The sequence below is a fragment of the Solibacillus sp. FSL R7-0682 genome, from assembly GCF_038005985.1.
Taxonomy (GTDB): domain Bacteria; phylum Bacillota; class Bacilli; order Bacillales_A; family Planococcaceae; genus Solibacillus.
On sequence record NZ_JBBOUI010000001.1, the window covers coordinates 704,504 to 722,690 of the forward strand.

20 protein-coding genes and 1 other RNA gene are annotated in these 18,187 nt (G+C 39.2%); 15 read left to right on the forward strand and 6 right to left on the reverse strand.

Translation table 11 applies throughout. The features are described 5' to 3' along the window. Positions 1 to 485: 485 nt before the first annotated feature. Positions 486 to 1,151 carry a nuclease-related domain-containing protein gene (locus MKZ17_RS03625; RefSeq protein ID WP_340722435.1) on the reverse strand — a complete coding sequence of 222 codons (666 nt, stop codon included), beginning with the start codon at positions 1,149 to 1,151 and terminating at the stop codon, positions 486 to 488. Between the two features lie 245 nt (positions 1,152 to 1,396). Here MKZ17_RS03625 and MKZ17_RS03630 point away from each other — a divergent pair, with 245 nt between their 5' ends. Continuing rightward, entirely contained in the window at positions 1,397 to 1,852 is a 456-nt protein-coding gene (locus MKZ17_RS03630; RefSeq protein ID WP_340722436.1) for a hypothetical protein, read from the forward strand. Between the two features lie 215 nt (positions 1,853 to 2,067). On the opposite strand, the gene MKZ17_RS03635 is transcribed toward MKZ17_RS03630, so the two are convergent. Genes MKZ17_RS03635 through MKZ17_RS03645 form a run of 3 tightly spaced genes read right to left on the reverse strand, consistent with a single transcriptional unit; the run spans position 2,068 to position 3,534 of the window. Continuing rightward, positions 2,068 to 2,268 carry a hypothetical protein gene (locus tag MKZ17_RS03635; protein WP_340722437.1) on the reverse strand — a complete coding sequence of 67 codons (201 nt, stop codon included), beginning with the start codon at positions 2,266 to 2,268 and terminating at the stop codon, positions 2,068 to 2,070. 16 nt (positions 2,269 to 2,284) lie between these two features. Then, complete coding sequence (locus tag MKZ17_RS03640; RefSeq protein ID WP_340722438.1) at positions 2,285 to 2,896, reverse strand: hypothetical protein; 612 nt, start codon at positions 2,894 to 2,896, stop codon at positions 2,285 to 2,287. Continuing rightward, on the reverse strand, positions 2,893 to 3,534 hold the full coding sequence (locus tag MKZ17_RS03645; RefSeq protein ID WP_340722439.1) for a phosphate starvation-inducible protein PhoH: 642 nt from the start codon (positions 3,532 to 3,534) through the stop codon (positions 2,893 to 2,895). The genes MKZ17_RS03640 and MKZ17_RS03645 overlap by 4 nt, the downstream gene beginning before the upstream one ends. A gap of 215 nt (positions 3,535 to 3,749) precedes the next feature. Here MKZ17_RS03645 and MKZ17_RS03650 point away from each other — a divergent pair, with 215 nt between their 5' ends. From MKZ17_RS03650 to MKZ17_RS03700, 11 genes are all read left to right on the forward strand, one after another. Beyond that, positions 3,750 to 4,886: an ABC transporter substrate-binding protein gene (locus MKZ17_RS03650; protein ID WP_340722440.1), complete on the forward strand. Its 1,137-nt coding sequence runs from the start codon at positions 3,750 to 3,752 to the stop codon at positions 4,884 to 4,886. A gap of 18 nt (positions 4,887 to 4,904) precedes the next feature. After that, the gene (locus MKZ17_RS03655; protein ID WP_340722441.1) at positions 4,905 to 5,906 is read left to right on the forward strand and encodes a FecCD family ABC transporter permease; all 1,002 of its coding nucleotides are present in this window, start codon (positions 4,905 to 4,907) and stop codon (positions 5,904 to 5,906) included. Beyond that, the gene (locus MKZ17_RS03660) at positions 5,903 to 6,748 is read left to right on the forward strand and encodes an ABC transporter ATP-binding protein (RefSeq protein ID WP_340722442.1); all 846 of its coding nucleotides are present in this window, start codon (positions 5,903 to 5,905) and stop codon (positions 6,746 to 6,748) included. The genes MKZ17_RS03655 and MKZ17_RS03660 overlap by 4 nt, the downstream gene beginning before the upstream one ends. Before the next feature lie 97 nt (positions 6,749 to 6,845). Then, a complete protein-coding gene (secG, locus tag MKZ17_RS03665; protein WP_340722443.1) occupies positions 6,846 to 7,073 on the forward strand; it encodes a preprotein translocase subunit SecG in 228 nt (75 codons plus the stop codon). Between the two features lie 174 nt (positions 7,074 to 7,247). Next, positions 7,248 to 7,994, forward strand: a complete 747-nt coding sequence (locus tag MKZ17_RS03670; protein ID WP_340722444.1) for an alpha/beta hydrolase — start codon at positions 7,248 to 7,250, stop codon at positions 7,992 to 7,994. A gap of 39 nt (positions 7,995 to 8,033) precedes the next feature. Further along, entirely contained in the window at positions 8,034 to 10,445 is a 2,412-nt protein-coding gene (gene rnr, locus MKZ17_RS03675; RefSeq protein ID WP_340722445.1) for a ribonuclease R, read from the forward strand. Positions 10,446 to 10,586: 141 nt separating this feature from the next. Next, complete coding sequence (gene smpB / locus MKZ17_RS03680) at positions 10,587 to 11,054, forward strand: SsrA-binding protein SmpB (RefSeq protein ID WP_340722446.1); 468 nt, start codon at positions 10,587 to 10,589, stop codon at positions 11,052 to 11,054. A gap of 157 nt (positions 11,055 to 11,211) precedes the next feature. Continuing rightward, positions 11,212 to 11,577: a helix-turn-helix domain-containing protein gene (locus MKZ17_RS03685; protein WP_340722447.1), complete on the forward strand. Its 366-nt coding sequence runs from the start codon at positions 11,212 to 11,214 to the stop codon at positions 11,575 to 11,577. Positions 11,578 to 11,744: 167 nt separating this feature from the next. Next, positions 11,745 to 12,100, forward strand: a transfer-messenger RNA (tmRNA) gene (ssrA, locus tag MKZ17_RS03690). A 124-nt stretch (positions 12,101 to 12,224) separates the two neighbouring features. After that, complete coding sequence (locus MKZ17_RS03695; RefSeq protein ID WP_340722448.1) at positions 12,225 to 13,196, forward strand: tyrosine-type recombinase/integrase; 972 nt, start codon at positions 12,225 to 12,227, stop codon at positions 13,194 to 13,196. A gap of 761 nt (positions 13,197 to 13,957) precedes the next feature. Then, complete coding sequence (locus MKZ17_RS03700) at positions 13,958 to 15,157, forward strand: DUF3102 domain-containing protein (RefSeq protein ID WP_340722449.1); 1,200 nt, start codon at positions 13,958 to 13,960, stop codon at positions 15,155 to 15,157. 103 nt (positions 15,158 to 15,260) lie between these two features. Here MKZ17_RS03700 and MKZ17_RS03705 read toward each other — a convergent pair whose 3' ends face one another. Then, the gene (locus tag MKZ17_RS03705; RefSeq protein WP_340722450.1) at positions 15,261 to 15,884 is read right to left on the reverse strand and encodes a hypothetical protein; all 624 of its coding nucleotides are present in this window, start codon (positions 15,882 to 15,884) and stop codon (positions 15,261 to 15,263) included. Positions 15,885 to 16,151: 267 nt separating this feature from the next. Then, a complete protein-coding gene (locus MKZ17_RS03710; protein WP_340722451.1) occupies positions 16,152 to 16,355 on the reverse strand; it encodes a helix-turn-helix domain-containing protein in 204 nt (67 codons plus the stop codon). Positions 16,356 to 16,491: 136 nt separating this feature from the next. Here MKZ17_RS03710 and MKZ17_RS03715 point away from each other — a divergent pair, with 136 nt between their 5' ends. The 3 genes from MKZ17_RS03715 (at position 16,492) to MKZ17_RS03725 (ending at position 17,913) form a co-directional block, all read left to right on the forward strand. Beyond that, positions 16,492 to 16,743, forward strand: coding sequence for a hypothetical protein (locus tag MKZ17_RS03715; protein WP_340722452.1), 252 nt, complete (start codon positions 16,492 to 16,494; stop codon positions 16,741 to 16,743). Between the two features lie 48 nt (positions 16,744 to 16,791). Continuing rightward, positions 16,792 to 17,151: a hypothetical protein gene (locus MKZ17_RS03720; RefSeq protein ID WP_340722453.1), complete on the forward strand. Its 360-nt coding sequence runs from the start codon at positions 16,792 to 16,794 to the stop codon at positions 17,149 to 17,151. Between the two features lie 252 nt (positions 17,152 to 17,403). Then, positions 17,404 to 17,913 carry a hypothetical protein gene (locus MKZ17_RS03725; RefSeq protein ID WP_340722454.1) on the forward strand — a complete coding sequence of 170 codons (510 nt, stop codon included), beginning with the start codon at positions 17,404 to 17,406 and terminating at the stop codon, positions 17,911 to 17,913. The last annotated feature ends 274 nt before the right edge of the window (positions 17,914 to 18,187 follow it).

Below are 18,187 nucleotides of genomic sequence, written 5' to 3' on the forward strand. Positions count from 1 at the left end.
GACAAAAACAAGTGAAAAAGAGACAAAATCAGAAATAAAAAAGACAAAATCGTTCAGAAAAAGGAACAACTAGTGCAATTAATAGACAATTCCCACCACTTAAATTACAAAAAACTGTAAATAATATACAATTTTATATAATTATAAGCATACTAATAAAATCCTGCAACACTATATTTAAAATCACTTCAAATTTTCTAAATCACATAATTTTCATCGTGCCAAAACTCCTCACCTCTTTCTTTTTTCAAATATATCTTCTGGAATGACAAAATACGCGCCACGTTTCTTTCCTATTTGTTGCATACCCGATCGTACCAAAACTTTTGAAGCAATGCCTTTATTATCAATGCCTACGAATTCTCGAAATGCTCGGTTATTGATATTCGGGCTAATTATAATTCGATATTGATGTAGCGCGAGCTTTAATGCTTCTTTGCTCCGACACGGGCAAACGGGGCAAATCCAATATCCTTTAACATAATTCATTGCATAGGCAAAGCTGCATTTTTCACATAACACGCCTTTACGGATTCGGCTTCTATCGATTGATCGTCTTGGGGTAAGGGGGAATATAAATGCTCTAATTGTTTCTGTAAGAAGCCTAAGTTCACTGAGTTTTTAGGATACTTAACGTGCAATTTTTCCAACAAGCTTGGCATTCCGTTTACATGAAAAATGGGGAAGTTTTGGAGGGAGTTATCTAATTTAGCGCGGACGTTTGCGATGACTATGATATATAAAACTGGTAAGGAAATATTCCATAATTTTAATCGACTTTCTAAAAATAATTGATGCCGCAAAGCTTGGTCAAATGGATTTAAAAAATTTTCTTGTGCACCAGCCTCCGTTATGCGGAATGATTCATGCTGTTGCGGTTTATAACCGAGTGTTCCAGAAATTTGTTTGACTTCGACAACGAGCAAATAACCCGAGGTGCAAATTAACGCGTCCATTTGATGGGTATACCCATTGTCATTAATACACTCAAAATTATAAAAAATGTTCGTATCTTCCTTGAACGAGTAGTCATTTGAAATTTGCCGTAATCTTCTTTCACCGGAAAGCCCGGCTTCCATGCGAGAAAATTCCTCTTGAACGGATTCAAATTCAAGATCTTCGTTGTGAAACCGGGTGATTAATGCTTCCATAAAATAATAATTTAATGATTTTTGTATAATGTATCACCTCCAATATTACTTTACAATACAGAAAATATTTGTACAAATAGCCCTAAAAACGCTTAAATGAATCAAAACATTAACCAAAATTACTCAATTAAATTTATTAATAATTAAAATGGCTAAATTAAATCTATTAATATTTAAAAATTTTCATTTCAAAACACTAAAAGTTTAATATACTTAGTAAAAGTAAAATTTTAGGAGGGGTTTGTATGAGATTGGATTTGCCATTAACAGAAATTCAAAAGTATGAGCAGGAAGTAACAAAGGGAGGTCAAAAAGTAGTGGAACGTAAAAAGTATTCCAAAACGAAAAAAGCCCTTCGAAAATTGAAGAAAAGAGAAAATAAACTGCAAAAGAAAAGAACGATGCCATCTCCAACAGATATTCAATATATAGTGAATAAGGACAATGACTCGATTGTCGTAAAGGGACGAATTGATCAAGAACAGACACTTGATACAAAAATATTTATTCGATTTAAGTTAAGTGGTCAAACTGATTTTTTACCGTTCGGATATCAAGCAAAAATTCCAATTTCCAAAAATAATCACTTTCAATTTGAAGTGCTTCAAGCAGCTTTGCTCGATGAAGATGAAATTGCCATTCAGGCATTCAATGAAAAAGGACAAGCTTCCGAAATCATCACGTTTCAGTATAGAAAATAATGTGTTATTACATTCACTTTCTATTAATTTTATCATATGTAGTTGAATAACAATCAGTTGCATTCAACCAAAAAAATATTAAAAATATTAATTTACATGTTTCATCACAGAAATTACGGGAAAACTTTAGCAAACAGTTAAAGGAGGCTTTACTTTTTATGATGAAACAGCGAAATTACTTCATGCTATTCATGACACTATTATTATCATTTTCTCTAGTAGCTTGTAATGATAATAATGATGATGATGTTAACGACAATGATAATGGTGTCTTGGATAACAACGACAACGACAATGACGATGGTATTTTGGATAACGACGATAACGACGATGATGATGGCGTTTTGGACAACGATGATAACAACAAAGATGACGATAACAAATAAAAAAAAGCATGGCGCTCTCGTAGCTGCCATGCTTTTTTATCATAAATTAAATTTCACCGAATGCTAGCCATGGTAAGAAGCCTTCTAAAAACATCTCCGTAGCTGGCATGAAGTAAGAGCCGAAGTGGAAGTCTGGATCTAGTGTTGTTACGATCCAAGTGCCTTTAGAGCTTACTTTGTCGACGTATAGTAATGAGCCGCCATCCTTCATATCGATTAACGATTGCATTCCTTCTTGTAAGTGGAATACACCGTGCTGGTGCCAAGTGCATGCTTCAATTGTTAAGTGACCATCACGGAATAGTGGGTAATCAGCGCCAACCATGCGTAAACCGCTATCTGCATTAGGTTCTAACCACCACCAGAAGTTTGTCGGACGTGTTTCCCAGTTTTGATTTGGTATCCAGTTCCAAGGCTGAGGTCCGAATGCTACTACAACACCACCATTGTCCGCAAATCGACGAATGATTGGGGCAGCAGCTAATAAATATTTGTTGTGAAGCTGAGAAGGAACGACCAATACATCCATGTCTTCTAAATTTTGTTCTTCGAAATGTGGGAGATAAATAATTTTTTCTAAGTATTGATTGAATTTTGGTTCGTGGAATGTCACGTAATGTGGTGCGTGGCCACTGTATAAAACTGCGATCTTTCTCATGCTTGTGCTCCTTTTAAACGTAATAATTCTTCATCTAACCAGGCTAAAAATTGTGGTGCGATTAATTGCGTTGAATTTTCACCTGTTGCATATGTTAGGAAGTCGCGCGCAGCACTTGCAACTACTGTACCTTTTGTAGCGGTACGATCGATAAAGGCAATTGGTGTACCATCAGTAAAGCGTAAAACAACTTCTGATTCTTTATTGACGATTGGGTGTGAACCACGTGCATAAAACCCTGAAACGCCTTTACGGTACGTCAATTCTTGCATATCTACATTGCGGTAAAATGTGTTGTCATGAGCAGGCTCCATGAAGTAGTCCGAATGCTTCGTAATTTTTTGAGGCATGAATAAACCAGCACCAGGTAACCATGGACGGAAAAGATGTGCGCATGAAACAACGATTTTTCCCTCGTTTAAAAATTGCTCAATTACTTCTTTTTGTTCATATAAATACTCTTGATCGATAAAATCCGTTACAACTAAAACATTGAAATCAGATAAATCGGCGTTGCCAATTTCATATTGGTCAATAAATGTTACGTGGTCCATTGGCTCGTTTGAAACATTCATTGCACGGCCTTCTAAGCTAAACGCATGTCCGCCATCCAGCTTGACAATCTTGTACTCCGCCATAAAAATTCTCCTTTAAACAACAAATTTATTATTATTGAAACTCATTCTCACTAAAAAGAGAAATGAAGTTGACATTGAAAATCATTTTCAATTATACTCATTCTTGTGATAATTTCAAATGATTTTTTATAGATAAGTGATTAATAGTGCAATATAAATGAAAAAAACTGATTAAATAGCATCAGGGATTTTCAGAAGATTAAGGAGAGTATTAAATGTTCAAACGTAAATCATTAGTAGCAACACTTGCTTTATCAACAGCAGCACTTGTAGCTTGTTCAAATGATGAAGCAACAAATCCATCGTCTGACTCAGGTGCAGAGGTGCAAACAACTTTAGAGGAAAAAATTGTAGTTGACCAAGCAGGTACTGAAGTAACAATTCCTGGTGAAGTAAATCGTATCGTATCAGGCGGTATTTTACCGTACTTCCATACGTGGTATGTAGCGACAAACTCAACAAAAGAAATCGTGGGTATGCATCCAAACTCATACAATGCAGCTGAAAACTCTATGTTAGCGAAGCTTTCACCAGACGTTTTGAAAGCGGATACTTCATTTGTACAAAACGGTGAAATGAACGTGGAAGAATTAATGAAAATTAATCCGGACGTATATTTTGAACTAGCAACAGATGAAAAATCTATTGAACTAGCACGAAAAGCGGGAATCAACACTGTAGCGATTAAAGCAATTGATGCTGCGGCAGCAGAGCCACTTGCAACATTCAATAGCTGGTTAGAATTAACGGGGCAAATCGCAAATACAACAGAGCGAGCGGACAAGTTTTTGGAAGTTGGGACAGCTGTTCAAAACGAAATTTATGAAAAGATCGATGGCTTAACGAAAGAACAAAAGCCAAACGCGTTAATGATGTATCAATTATCTGACCAAGCCATTACGGTAAGTGGTAAAAACTTCTTTGGTAATCAATGGTTAAATGCAACAGGGGCTAATGATGTTGCAGAAAATGATGTACAAGGTCGTAAAGATGTGAACATGGAGCAAATTTATCAATGGAATCCAGAAATCATTTTTTTAACAAACTTCACAGAAATCCAACCAGAGGATCTTTACAACAATACAATTGAAGGTCAAGACTGGAGTCAAGTAGAAGCCGTAAAAAACAAACAAGTGTACAAAATTCCATTAGGGATTTATCGCTGGTTCCCACCAAGTGGTGATGCACCGTTAATGTTAAAATGGTTAGCAAACATTAACCAACCAGAGCTATTCAATTACGATATGAATGCTGAAATTAAGAGCTACTATAAAGAATTTTATGAATATGACGTAACAGATGAAGAAGTGGAGCAAATTTTACACCCTTCTTCAGCTGCTGCGAAATATTAATGAAGTCGAGGACAAATCATGAAATTGTGGAAAAATATTTTACTGTGGGTGCTACCGCTTGCGCTAGCAATAGCTTCTCTAGGCATTGGCCGTTTTGAAGTAGATTTTGTGACAGTGGTGAAAATCTTAAGTTCACATATTTTTCCGATAGATCAAACTTGGACGCAAATGGAATACAACGTAGTAATGACCGTTCGACTACCACGCATTATCCTCGCACTATTAATTGGTGCGGGGCTTTCCATTTCAGGTGCGGCTTTCCAAGGAATGTTTGCGAATCCGCTTGTGAGTGCTGATATTCTTGGGGTAGCAGCAGGTGCAGGCTTTGGTGCATCTATCGGAATTTTATTATTTGGTAATGGCTATATTACACAGGGCCTTGCATTAATATTTGGTCTAGCAGCCATTGGGTTTACGTATATGATAGGTGGCGCAGGCAAAAATTTGCCGATCTTCATGCTTGTGTTAGCAGGTGTCGTTACGAGTGCACTATTTAATGCGTTAATTTCGTTAACAAAGTTCGTCGCCGATCCAGAGGAAAAGCTTCCGGCCATTACATATTGGCTAATGGGAAGCTTAGGTACAGCCTCATACCGTGATTTATATACAGCTGGCCCAATTATTTTAGTTGGGATGTTCATATTGTTAGTCCTTCGCTGGCGCATCAATTTATTAACATTACCAGATGATGAAGCAAAATCGCTTGGTATTAATGTAACGCGCTTAAAATGGTTTGTCATTGCTGGTGCGACCCTTTGTACAGCTGCAGCAGTAGCCGTTGCAGGTATTGTAGGCTGGGTTGGTTTAATCATCCCACATATTGCCCGTATGTTTGTCGGGAGTAATAATGAGCGCGTCTTACCAATGTCTATTGCACTTGGTGGTGCGTATCTTTTATTAATTGATACACTCGCTCGTTCGGTGACGGCAGCAGAAATTCCATTATCAATTTTAACGGCAATTGTTGGGGCACCATTCTTCGCTTACTTATTACGAAGAACGGGAGGTAGTTGGTCATGAAAATTGAAGTACGTGAAGGTAACTTCTTCTACGCAAAAAAGAAGGAAACGAAGCCCTTTATTTATGAATCTAATATTGATTTTGTATTAGAGCCGGGACAAATTATGGCAATTCTTGGACCAAATGGCGCTGGGAAAACAACGTTATTAAAATGTATTACAGGTTTAAATGATTGGCGTCAAGGGGAGACATTGATCGATGATGTGCCACTTAAAAAAATAGCTGAAAAAGAGCTATGGAAGCGTATCGGCTACGTACCACAAGCGCATAAAATGGTGTTCGGCTTTTCAATTGAGGACTTAGTCGTTATGGGACGTGCTCCATACATTAGCTCGCTTTCAAAGCCACGCAAAGAAGATTACGAAAAAGCGCATGAAGCATTAAATGAAGTTGGGATTTTACATTTAGCAAAAAAATCATGCAATGAAGTAAGTGGAGGCGAGTTACAGCTTGCCTTAATCGCACGAACGCTCGTATCGAATCCTGAAATTTTAATTTTAGATGAACCTGAATCCCATTTAGACGTTCAAAAGCAAGTTGTAATTTTAGAAACATTAAAGCGTCTTTCAAAAGAGCATCAAATTTCATGTATTATTAATACACACTACCCTAACCACGCCTTTTATTTAGCGGATCAAGTACTAATGATTGCGAAGCAGAAAAAAGTAATGATTGGTCCTGTGCATGAAGTGATGACGGAATCTCGAATGAAAGAGTATTTTAATATAGATTTACGTAAATTGATTTTTGAAGAAGAGGATTTATTGTTTGAGACAATGGTGCCATTAGCTCTTGCCGCGAAGCGAGATATTAGTGCGTGTAAGTACCATCCATTTGATTAAAAAAAATGGTGTTCATTGCCAAAGTAACATTGTCATATTACATCCAGTTTGATATACTAATTTGTATTGTGACGTCCATGTCTAGGAGGTGGAGCAAATGCATACGTTATTAACAGTTTTACTTATTATCGTAGCTTTAGCCTTAATCGTTGTCGTTTTATTACAATCAGGTAAAAGCGCTGGTTTATCAGGTGCCATCTCTGGTGGAGCTGAACAACTATTCGGTAAACAGAAGGCTCGTGGGATGGATTTAGTATTACACCGTGTTACGATCGTTTTATCTGTTGCATTCTTCGTGTTAGCTTTAGCTATTACAAAAATCTAATCGAACGAAATCAAACGCCTAACCGAGCATTTTGCAAGGTTAGGCTTTTTCTTTTAGTGTGGAAGAAAAGGCAGTATAATAGAAGAAATGGAATTTTTGGCGATTCGAGGGTGTGCTCGAATCGTATTTTCAGTATAGGAAAATAATATCTTCATTTCGACAGGGGCGGTAACGATGAAAAAGGCTTTGTCTTCACCGTTTTTCTTTGAGGCAGGACGACGGGCGGTTTTATTACTACATGGTTTTACAGGGAGCTCTGCGGATGTGCGCATGCTAGGTCGTTATTTAGAAAAGCATGGCTATACATCACTTGCCCCGCATTATAAAGGACATGGTGTACCACCAGAGGAACTTATTGTCACGAATCCACATGATTGGTGGCAAGATGTGATAAATGGGTATAATCAATTAAAACAAGCAGGCTATGAAGAAATTGCAGTGGCTGGCCTATCACTAGGCGGTGTTTTTTCATTAAAGCTTGCACTTGAACAGCCGGTGAAAGGTGTCGTCACAATGTGTTCACCTATGACAATGCGCACAACAGACACTATGTTTGAAGGTGTCATTGAATATGCTAAACAATACAAAAAACAACAAGGTAAAAGTGAACAGGAAATTGAATTAGAGATCAAAGCGATCAAACAGCAGGGAATGGCATCATTACCTGATTTGCAGCAGCTGATTCACGAAGTAAGACAGTCCATTGACTTACTTTATGCCCCGATTTTAATTATCCAATCGCGTCATGATCAAGTCATTAACCCAGATTCTGCAAACATAATCTACAACAGCGTCGAATCTATTCAAAAAGAAATACGCTGGTTTGAACAATCCGGACATGTTATTACACTCGATAAAGAAAAAGATCAGCTTCATGAAGAAGTTCTCACGTTTTTAAATACGCTAGATTGGATAATCTAATGAAGTATATATTATTTTCTGTTCAAAGGAGGGAAAATTATGACTCAAAACAATGATTTACAAAACCAAATCCTCGAATTTATGAGGGATGATGATTATAGACCGATGACCGTATCTGAAATTGAAGGTGCGTTTGCATTAGAAGAAGCAGATGATTTCCGTGAACTTGTCAAAACGCTTGTTAAAATGGAAGCTCAAGGACAAATCGTGCGCTCACGTTCTAACCGTTATGGTTTACCAGAACGCATGAATTTATTACGTGGACGCTTTATCGGTAACGCAAAAGGCTTCGGCTTTGTAGCACCGGAAGAAGAGGGCATGGACGATATTTTTATTCCATCTTACGAAACTAATGGCGCACTAAATGGCGATACCGTACTTGTTCGTATTTTAAAAGAATCTTCAGGTGACCGCCGTGAAGGTACGATTACAAAAATTGTGGAACGTAATAAAACAACTTTTGTCGGCACGTACCAAGCAAATCGCGGCTTTGGCTTCGTAGTTACCGATGACAAAAAGTTAAATATGGACATTTTCATAGCTAAGGATGATGCACTGGGAGCGGTAGATGGTCATAAAGTAGTAGCGGAAGTAACCCATTGGCCAGACGCATCAAAATCAGCGACAGGTGTCATTACAAAAATATTAGGGCACAAAAATGACCCAGGTGTGGACATTTTATCGATTCTTTATAAATACGATATTCCACCAGAATTCCCACAAGAGGTTGTGCAAGCAGCAGCCGATGTACCAGATGAGATTGCAGAGGAAGATTTAGTTGGCCGCCGTGATTTACGTGATGAAGTAATCGTGACGATTGACGGCGCAGATGCCAAGGATTTAGATGACGCAGTTACAGTCGTGAAGTATGATGACGGTACTTACAAACTAGGTGTCCACATTGCAGATGTAAGTTATTATGTGACACAAGGTTCTGTATTAGATACGGAAGCTTATGAACGAGCGACATCTGTATATTTGACAGACCGTGTAATTCCAATGATTCCACACCGTTTATCGAACGGGATTTGTTCATTAAATCCACAAGTAGATCGTCTAACATTGTCTTGTGAGATGATTATTGATGGTGCAGGGCACATCGTAAAGCATGAAATTTTCCAAAGTGTCATTAACACGACGGAGCGTATGACGTATACAGATGTGTATAAGATTTTAGAGCATCCTGACGAAAATCCAGAATTAATGGAGCGCTACGAAAAGCTTGTGCCAATGTTCCAGAACATGGAGGAGCTTGCACAAATTTTACGTAATAAACGTATGGTGCGCGGGGCGATTGACTTTGATTTTAAAGAATCCAAAGTGCTAGTTGATGAAGAAGGTTGGCCACAAGATATCGTCCTACGTGAACGTACAGTGGCAGAACGATTAATCGAGGAATTCATGCTTGCAGCAAACGAAACAATCGCAGAGCATTTCCATTGGATGGAATTGCCGTTTTTATACCGTATTCACGAAGATCCAAAACCAGAGAAATTACAGCGTTTCTTCGAATTCGTTACGAATTTCGGGATTGTTATTAAAGGATCTGGCAACTCGGTTCATCCGAAGGCATTACAGGAAGTGATACAATCGATTGAGGGCTTACCAGAGGAGCCAGTTATTTCAACGATGTTATTACGTTCGATGCAGCAGGCAAAATATTACGCAGAGTCATTAGGACACTTCGGTTTATCGACGGAGTTTTATACACACTTCACATCACCAATTCGTCGTTACCCTGATTTAATTGTTCATCGATTAATTCGCACGTATTTAATTAATCAGGATACATCGAAGGAAACCGTTGTACAATGGGGCTCTGTGATGGATGAAATTGCAGATCATACATCTAACCGTGAACGTCGTGCAGTAGAAGCGGAGCGTGATACTGATGCACTGAAAAAAGCGCAGTATATGTCCGATAAAATTGGCGAAGAGTTTGTTGGCATTGTCTCATCGATTACGAACTTTGGTATTTTCGTTGAATTAGAAAATACAGTAGAAGGTCTAGTGCACATTTCGAATATGACCGATGATTACTACCGCTTTGAAGATCGTCATATGGTTATGATCGGCGAGCGTACAGGTCGTCAATTCCGTATCGGCGATGAGGTGAAAATCCGTGTCGCAAATGTTGTCATTGAAGAATCTTCTGTCGACTTCGAAATTGTCGATATGGTTTCAAATGCACGCCCATCGCGTCGCCAAACAGCAAAGGTAATCCATGCGGGACGTAAAGAAGGCCGTAGTGGGGACAAAGAGCGCATAGGTGAAAAACGTGACCGTAAAGCACGAGGCGGTAGCAAGGAGCGTCCAGCGAAGGAGAAAAAACGAAGCGGAAGCAGCGAGCGTGATCCCCGTGGACGTCGAAAAGACGGTAAAAAGAGCGACAAGCCGTTTTATGAAGGCATCGCAAAAGGTAAAAAGAAAAAAAGCAAAAAGAAGAAATAATGTGTGAAGCTGTAGTCCATCTGCAGCTTCCTTGGTGGATAAAAAGGTATAAGTTTTTCATGGAAATCCACATAAGAAAAGACATCATTTCGCGCTATTTTGACGCGAAAGGTGTTTTTCTAATAAATCGAGGTGTTGAAGATGGCAAAAGGTACAGGTAAGGTTTTAGCGCAAAACAAAAAAGCAAACCATGATTACTTTATTGAAGAAACGATAGAAGCAGGGATGGTGCTTACAGGAACCGAGATTAAATCGATCCGTGATGCACGTGTGCAGCTGAAGGAGTCCTATGTAAGCATTCGCGATGGCGAAGCGTGGATTCGCAACATGCATATTTCTCCCTTTGATCAAGGAAATCGATACAATCATGATCCATTACGTGAGCGCAAATTGCTATTACATAAAAAGCAAATTAGTGAATTAATAGGCTCGGTAAAACGTGACGGCTATACGATTGTCCCATTAAAAATCTATATTAAAGATGGCTATGCAAAGCTGTTAATCGGTCTTGCAAAGGGGAAGAAAGATTACGATAAACGTAATGATATGAAGAAAAAAGAAGCAAAACGTGACATGGAGCGCGCCTTCAAGGATCGTCAAAATTCATAAGAAATGATGAGAACGAGTGTGTAATTGTGAACACTCGTTTTTGTTATTCAGGCAAAACTAACAAGATTTTTGTATTTTATACAATAAAAATGCAATAATGGGTGATTTTTCTAATTTCTTCGTGTAAAATTAAATGCGTGAAAGGGGTATATTGTTAATGAACCATTTACGCCATTTGACAGTAGTAGATAAGATGGTGATTTTTATTGAAACAATATTACAAAACAATAATTGCTTAAAAGAGATAGAGGCGAATTTCTCGCATAATTACCCAAACTATGAGGTAATTTTTCACACATATATAGGACTAAGTGTTTCTGAATATATTAATCAGGCACGCATCATGGAAGCAGAGAAATTGCTGGAGCATACAACCCTGGATTTCAAAGAAATTGCAACGAGAATAGGGATGAATGGCTACTTTGAATTTATGCAGCTATTTAAGCAGGTGAATGGCATTTCACCGAGCACGTATCGTAATCAATTGTTAAAGGATCTAAATCTAACTACAGAAGAGAAGTAAGGAGATTTGGAGTAGCGCATTTGTGTCATGATCTGAGTATATAACTTGCGAGAATCACATTTTTATCATATACTTTAGTTATCAAGCCAGTGTATGCCTACTCATACGGTATACGTATAGAGCAAAGAAATTTGCTCTTTTCCGAACTTATCTCGGGTTTATAACTCGGGGACGTTACGGATTCGACAGGGGTGGTTCAAGCTCTGGTCGCGCGTCGGAGGTCTCGTCTTCGTCAACAACGGAAGTTATATAATAACTGGCAAACAACAAAACTTAGCTTTCGCAGCGTAAGCTCGTGAGCGCTCGGCCTCTGCATCGCCCATGTGCAGTACGTCGGGCCCAACTTTAGTGGGATACGATTGCTGGTACCACCTGAGTCAGCAATAAGAGATTTCCAGGTTAGCGATTCGGACGCCTGTTTGTCGGCATAAGAACTCGCGAATTGCAAGTAGACAAACTACACGCGTAGAAGCCGGCGTATTGGAGCTTCTGGACGTGGGTTCGACTCCCACCGTCTCCATACATACTTATCGTTATTTGTAGCGTTATATCAACGTTCAAATGGCGTACATAGCGTCTGACACAGTATAGTCGGACAACCATCGACCTTCTTAACGAATTAATCGTTAGGGAGGTTTTTTGCGTTTATGAAAAGAACACGGAAACATGGCGCATTTGCTGTCGCTGAAAAATTCGATATTGAGATTAAAACGGTCGAGGATAAACGCGATTCATTGACGTTACAGCAAGCGTTAAAGACGGTTTATCGTCAAATGGAAATCAGCGGCAATCGACCGAGAACAATCGAAAGCTATGCTTTTGCATGGAACGAATTTATTAAAGTTACTGGCGTTAAATACGTCGAGGATATTGATACGGATATGGTTTACGACTATTTGAACGAAATTGACGTATCAAAGGCGACTAAGCTCGTTCGCTTGAAATCGTTAAAGGCGATACTTAATCGTTTCTTTGATAATCGGTGGATTGAGATTCGCTTTTGGTCGAAGATTCAAATTAAAGTCGATAAGTCGATTAAAGGCGCTGCTAAAGAGAATGACGTTGAAGTCTTACTCTCGCTAATTGATCGCAGTACATTCGTTGGCTTTAGAGATACATGCGCAATTTTACTTATGTATCGGACAGGCATTCGTATTACAACGCTAGGCGAATTGAGAGAGCGGCATATCGACCTCGATAATAAAACGATTGATATGGACGGAGCTGTTCTAAAGAATCGCGATACATTAAAATTGCCTATCGACGATCAGCTGGCGGATATGCTGCGAGTGTTAATCGAAAAGAACAAGCAAGTAAGGCGTAAATATAATACGCGCAATAGCTACGTCTTTTTATCGGCTAACGGTCAAGGCATTAATAATAGTCAATCGAGCAGCAACGCTATTTCGAAGTCATTAACAAAGTATGCGAGAGAATTCGGATTAAAGAACGTCAATGCACACGCTTTACGCCGAGCCTTTGCCACTAATCTGTTAAATCAAGGCGCTAATGTCGCTTTAATAAGTAAAGCACTCGGTCATAAATCGTTGGAGACTACGACAGTGTATCTCGATTTAGAAAAGGAATTTGTAGCGGAATCACTTCGCGAATATTTGTAAACGAAAAAAAGACGTTCCGGGTGCAACCGAAACGACTTCTTAAAACTTCATATCTACGCTAAAAATTGCCTAGCAGCATTTGCGTAACTCATAACTGAATATGAGCGTTATATAGCCTTCATTTTACTCAAAAAAAAGTAAAGTGTCAAAGGTTAGCTTTGCTATTGTCTTTTTTAGCAAGCGCTCAAGACGAGCAGCCGTTAAGCGTCTTTAAAAAACACGTCAAGTTTGCCGAGCTAATGCAATAAATTCGGATATATCGCATATAAACGATTCCCTGTTATCGTAGCGACGAATAGCGAGCACGGCTTTATGGTGCGGTATGGTTTACTGGCTTACTACGGTAAGGGTAACTATGATCGAGCGCTTCATGCGCACATGCAGGACAGTAATTGCATGAGATGATAGTGGAAGAAATTCCGATACGAACAGGGCAACGAGAAACCTCAAACGTCACATGACGCTAGAAATTGCGTATTTACCTTATGTCGCTTACTACGTTTATTTCGTGGTTTGCGACATAAGGTAAATACGTTTCAGCCGATTTCCTAAAGCGAGCGCCATTCTGCTAGATTGAGGGTGCGTTTGTCAAGCGAGAATCTACTAAAATACTAAATATATTTATATAAGTTGATTCGCAGTAACATCGTTTTACCTTACTAAACACGTCAAATTAGGCGCGTTACCATCGAAGTAGACGTATTTATCATACGGACTTTAAAACGCCTCACAGGCGCTAATATAAAGGAGGATTGAACGGAATGGAAAACGCAGTATCAACGCTATCTACCGATATACACGTAATCACCGCAGAAATAAACGCATATCAACGTGTAGCAGGCGAGGCGATATTCGAGATAGGTAAGCGTCTAAAGCACGTAAAGGAGAACGATTTGGCGCACGGTGAGTTCGGAAAGTGGCTAGAGAGCGTTAATCTCCACGAAAGGCAAGCGCAACGGTTAATCCGAGTTGCAGAGGAGTTCGGTGTAAATACGACCACGTGGTCGGAATTGCCGTTTAGAACGCTATACGAAATCGCAACACTCCCAACAGAAGAACGCAATATCGAGCATGAACTAAAAAGTGGTGAAACGAAATTCCCAAAAGAGATGACGGTGAGGGAGTTGGCGGAAGTCAAAGCGGAACTCAAGCGAAAACAAGCAGAATTGGACGAGGCTAGACGAAGCGAACAAATCGCACTAACGCAGAACGAACGCTTATCGGACGAGTTAGCAACCGCAGTAAAGCCGGAAACAGTCGTAGTAGAAAAGGAAGTTGAGCGTAGCATCGAAGTAAACGGAATTCGCGACGCCATCAAGTGCACGCCGGCCTTTACGGTAATTAGCGGACACCAGCGTCTACGTATCGCGAAGGATTTAGGATTATCGGAAGTACCGGTCGAAATTATCGATGTAGACGAGTGGGAGGCGGAGTATTTACTTATCGCTGAAAACGTAGAGCGACGAGGGCTAGCCGAGCAAGACCCGATTAAGAAAGGACGCATCGCTAAATTTATGGCGGAGTATTGGGATGTTAGGTTAGGGAGGGGTGGCGATAAGAAATCAACCGCCATTATGGCGAATGATAAAACCGTATCAGATGTCGCTGAATTTATTGGGGAGTCAAAACGAGTTACAGAACGCCTCTTAAAACTAAACGAACTAATCCCGCAATTAAAACGCCTAGTATCGTCGGGAAAGCTAGGAACAACTAGCGCCGAGCAACTCGCCTATTTAACACCCGAAGTTCAAACGGCATTATACGATGCACTAGGCGAGGAAATCGGCGAGCGCACCGTAGCAGAGACGAAGCAATTGCGACAAGAAGCAGTCGGTAAGAGTGTAGACGATATTCAACGCATGCTCGACGCAGAAAAGAAAGCGAAGGAGCAGGCATTAGCAGAACGAGCAACAGCATTTCATAGAACAACCGCACACAATCCCGTCAACTGGCGAATCTAAAACAGTCGATGAAATGACTGTCCGAGAGTTACGAGAAGTCAAAGCAGAGTTAAAGAAGGCTACGGAAAAAGCGGAGCAAGCGGAATCCGCCCGACAATTAGCCTTATCGCCATTTATTAATGTAATCAACTAGCGTATCATGCACCGGAGCGCTGCCGTTCTTTATTTCTTTGAAGATATACGAAAGCAATTCGAGCCAGGAAATTCGTTCATCATACGGATTATTGGAGTTGAGGAATCGTATAACCTTTTTCAATTCTTTCATGCGATTATCGTCGAGTGTATTTGCGAGGTGTTTTTCTAAATACGGATTTATGAAATCGTAATCCATTAAACTAGCTTCGAGAAGTAGAGCGGTTGCTCGAGATGGCGTTACGTTGAGCGCATAGGCAAGCGTACATATATTTTCATAGTCAAACGCTTTAAACCGTATGCCGATCCTTTCGGTGTGAGAAGAAGTGGACATGCGTTGTATTGGCGGATTGTCTAGGTGGCCGATGTAGCTTGTATTTTGAAAACGAACGTTTCTTTTGAAGTATTGGGACAACTCATTGAGTACACGTTTCGAGTTTAAGCCATGTAGGCAAGCATCTTCGCAAATGTCTTTTATCGGTCGCGAAATGATGTAATTGATTCTGTAAATCGTGTCTTTTAATTCTATTAGAATAGTTGGGTGTATATCTCTTTTCTTATCGCTGCGGGACTTGCGCACTTCCCTATTCGTCAATTTGTCTCCTCCATCGTGATTTATGTTTATAACACTGTCATTCCGTTACTGCTTTAAGATACGACATCAGTGGGGGATATATGAATAGAATTTATAAAAATGGTTATGCTTTGTTTATAGCAATATAGCAAAGAGGTGTATTTGTGGAAAAGACGAAGAAAGAACGCGCTGCAGAAGAAGCACGTAAAATTATTGAGTATGCTCGAGAAAAAGGAATTCCGATGAAAAAGAAAAATCAAAAGAAAAAAGCGTAGGGCTACGATGCCTTTACGCTTTTTTACTTTCTTTAAATTCTATAACTAATTCTAAGCCCAATTCTTCTGCAATCTTCTCCAAGTCCGCAACTGTATAACTCTCATTCTTCATCTTCTTAGACAAATTTGATTGAGTCGTCCCTATCTTATCGGCTAATTGTGTAGCTGTCATATCTCTTTCGACCAACAACATTTTAATCTTCTTTGTAATATTCATTTAAATCATCCTTTTTATGTAGTTGTTAATAATATATCATAATTTATGAATTTTATTCATTTTTTATGTTGACTTAGTTATAAATTTCATATAATATGAATTTAAGGAATAATTAATGAATGAGGAGGACTTACGAATGGATCAAAAAATTGAACACGTAGCACTTGATGAGGATTACGCAGTAACACTTGTAACAACGCAAATTATGGACGGTGTACAATTAATCGTATGTGAAGAGGAACGTGAAGCAACGCTTATGATTAACGATCAAGACATTACATTAGTCTATACGGATGAACTGGCGTCTATTATTGGGAATTTAAGCGGCTTTACAGCGGAACAACTCTTAATAGCTCTCGCACAGCAAGGCGATTTTAGAATTTCGTAGTAAAAATAGCGTGCTTTATTGGGGAACATGTAAAAGGAGGAATGAAATATGTGTCAATATCATTCGAAATTTAACGATTTTATAAGCGGATTAAATGAACAACGTGCATTATTAATTACACAAGTATCGCGATTGGATAAAAAGATTAGTAACTTATATCACGATTTAGAAGGCGTTGAGCCAACGGAAGAATTTGCGCTTAGTTTCGTTACACAATTACATGAAACACTAAGGAAGCGGCGCGTTATAAAAGACGAAATGGCTCGATTAGATACGGTATTACGCCCTATTAGTAATATAGCTGGGGAAATTGAAATGTCGGTCAAGCAACGTAAAGTAGTAAGTAAACGATGGAAAAGAGATTTTAAAATGTCGCTAACATTAGAAGAAGTAATTTCGGAAAGATAATAGTTTAATAGCAAGGTGATCGCGCCAACGGTCATCTAATCGCCAAGACTGCGCCAACAGTTACGGCATAGACGTTTTGCTGAACGTCGAGCGAGTATGCGCCAACGTATTCGTAAAGGAAGGAACGTAGTTGCAGCTGCGTTCTTTTTTCCGTTAGTGTACATACATTTAACCCACAAGGTATTTTTGTATATACAGAAAATAGATATGTATTATAATGTAATACAAATAAGAACAGGGAGGTATATTCACATGACAAAAACAAAAGAATCGGAGGTATTACGTTTATTCTTAGGTGGTAGTAATATCGGTACAATATGCCGACAGCTATCCGTCACACAAGAAACGGCATTCGATATTATCTTCGCTAATCCGGTAACAGGTGATTTACTACGGAGTTACATCGACATTAGCAAAGAAAGAGGCTATCATCCGTTCTTTTCTTCTCCTAAGCTTGGACGCGATAAACTACCGGAGCATAAGAAACGTAAGATTCGCCAAGTCCGCATATCGGACGAGGAAATGGAGGCGCTAGGCAATCCGAGTAGTTCGGAGATTAGACGTAATTTAATTAGGCTGCGTAAGATTGAACAGTTACTTAACCGCTTAGATGACGCAGGAATTGACGTTATACCTAGTGAATGGATAGCCGAGGAATATCCGTCCGATGAAGCGTTTTGGATTCCGTTCCATAAGAGTCAATATTGGCGTTTATTAAAGTTATCAGAGCATGAGCGTTTGATACGGAAATTAACGGATTAAAGCGGTTATATACGAGGCTAACGCCTCTATGATCCGCTGGCGCGTCTCATTGCATTATTATTGTAATTCTTTTATCGTACGATATAAACGGTATAATAACTGCCCTCGGATTTATTTTGCGTTCTTTGCAAAATGAATACGAGAAGTGTTTAGGAAGTTGTACCAACTTCACGGAACAAAGGCGGATAACTTCGTTATTTATTGGCGGATTACTTACTCGCTATATATTATTGATGGTCTTTTAGTATACGGAGAGTATAAGATAAAGATGAGT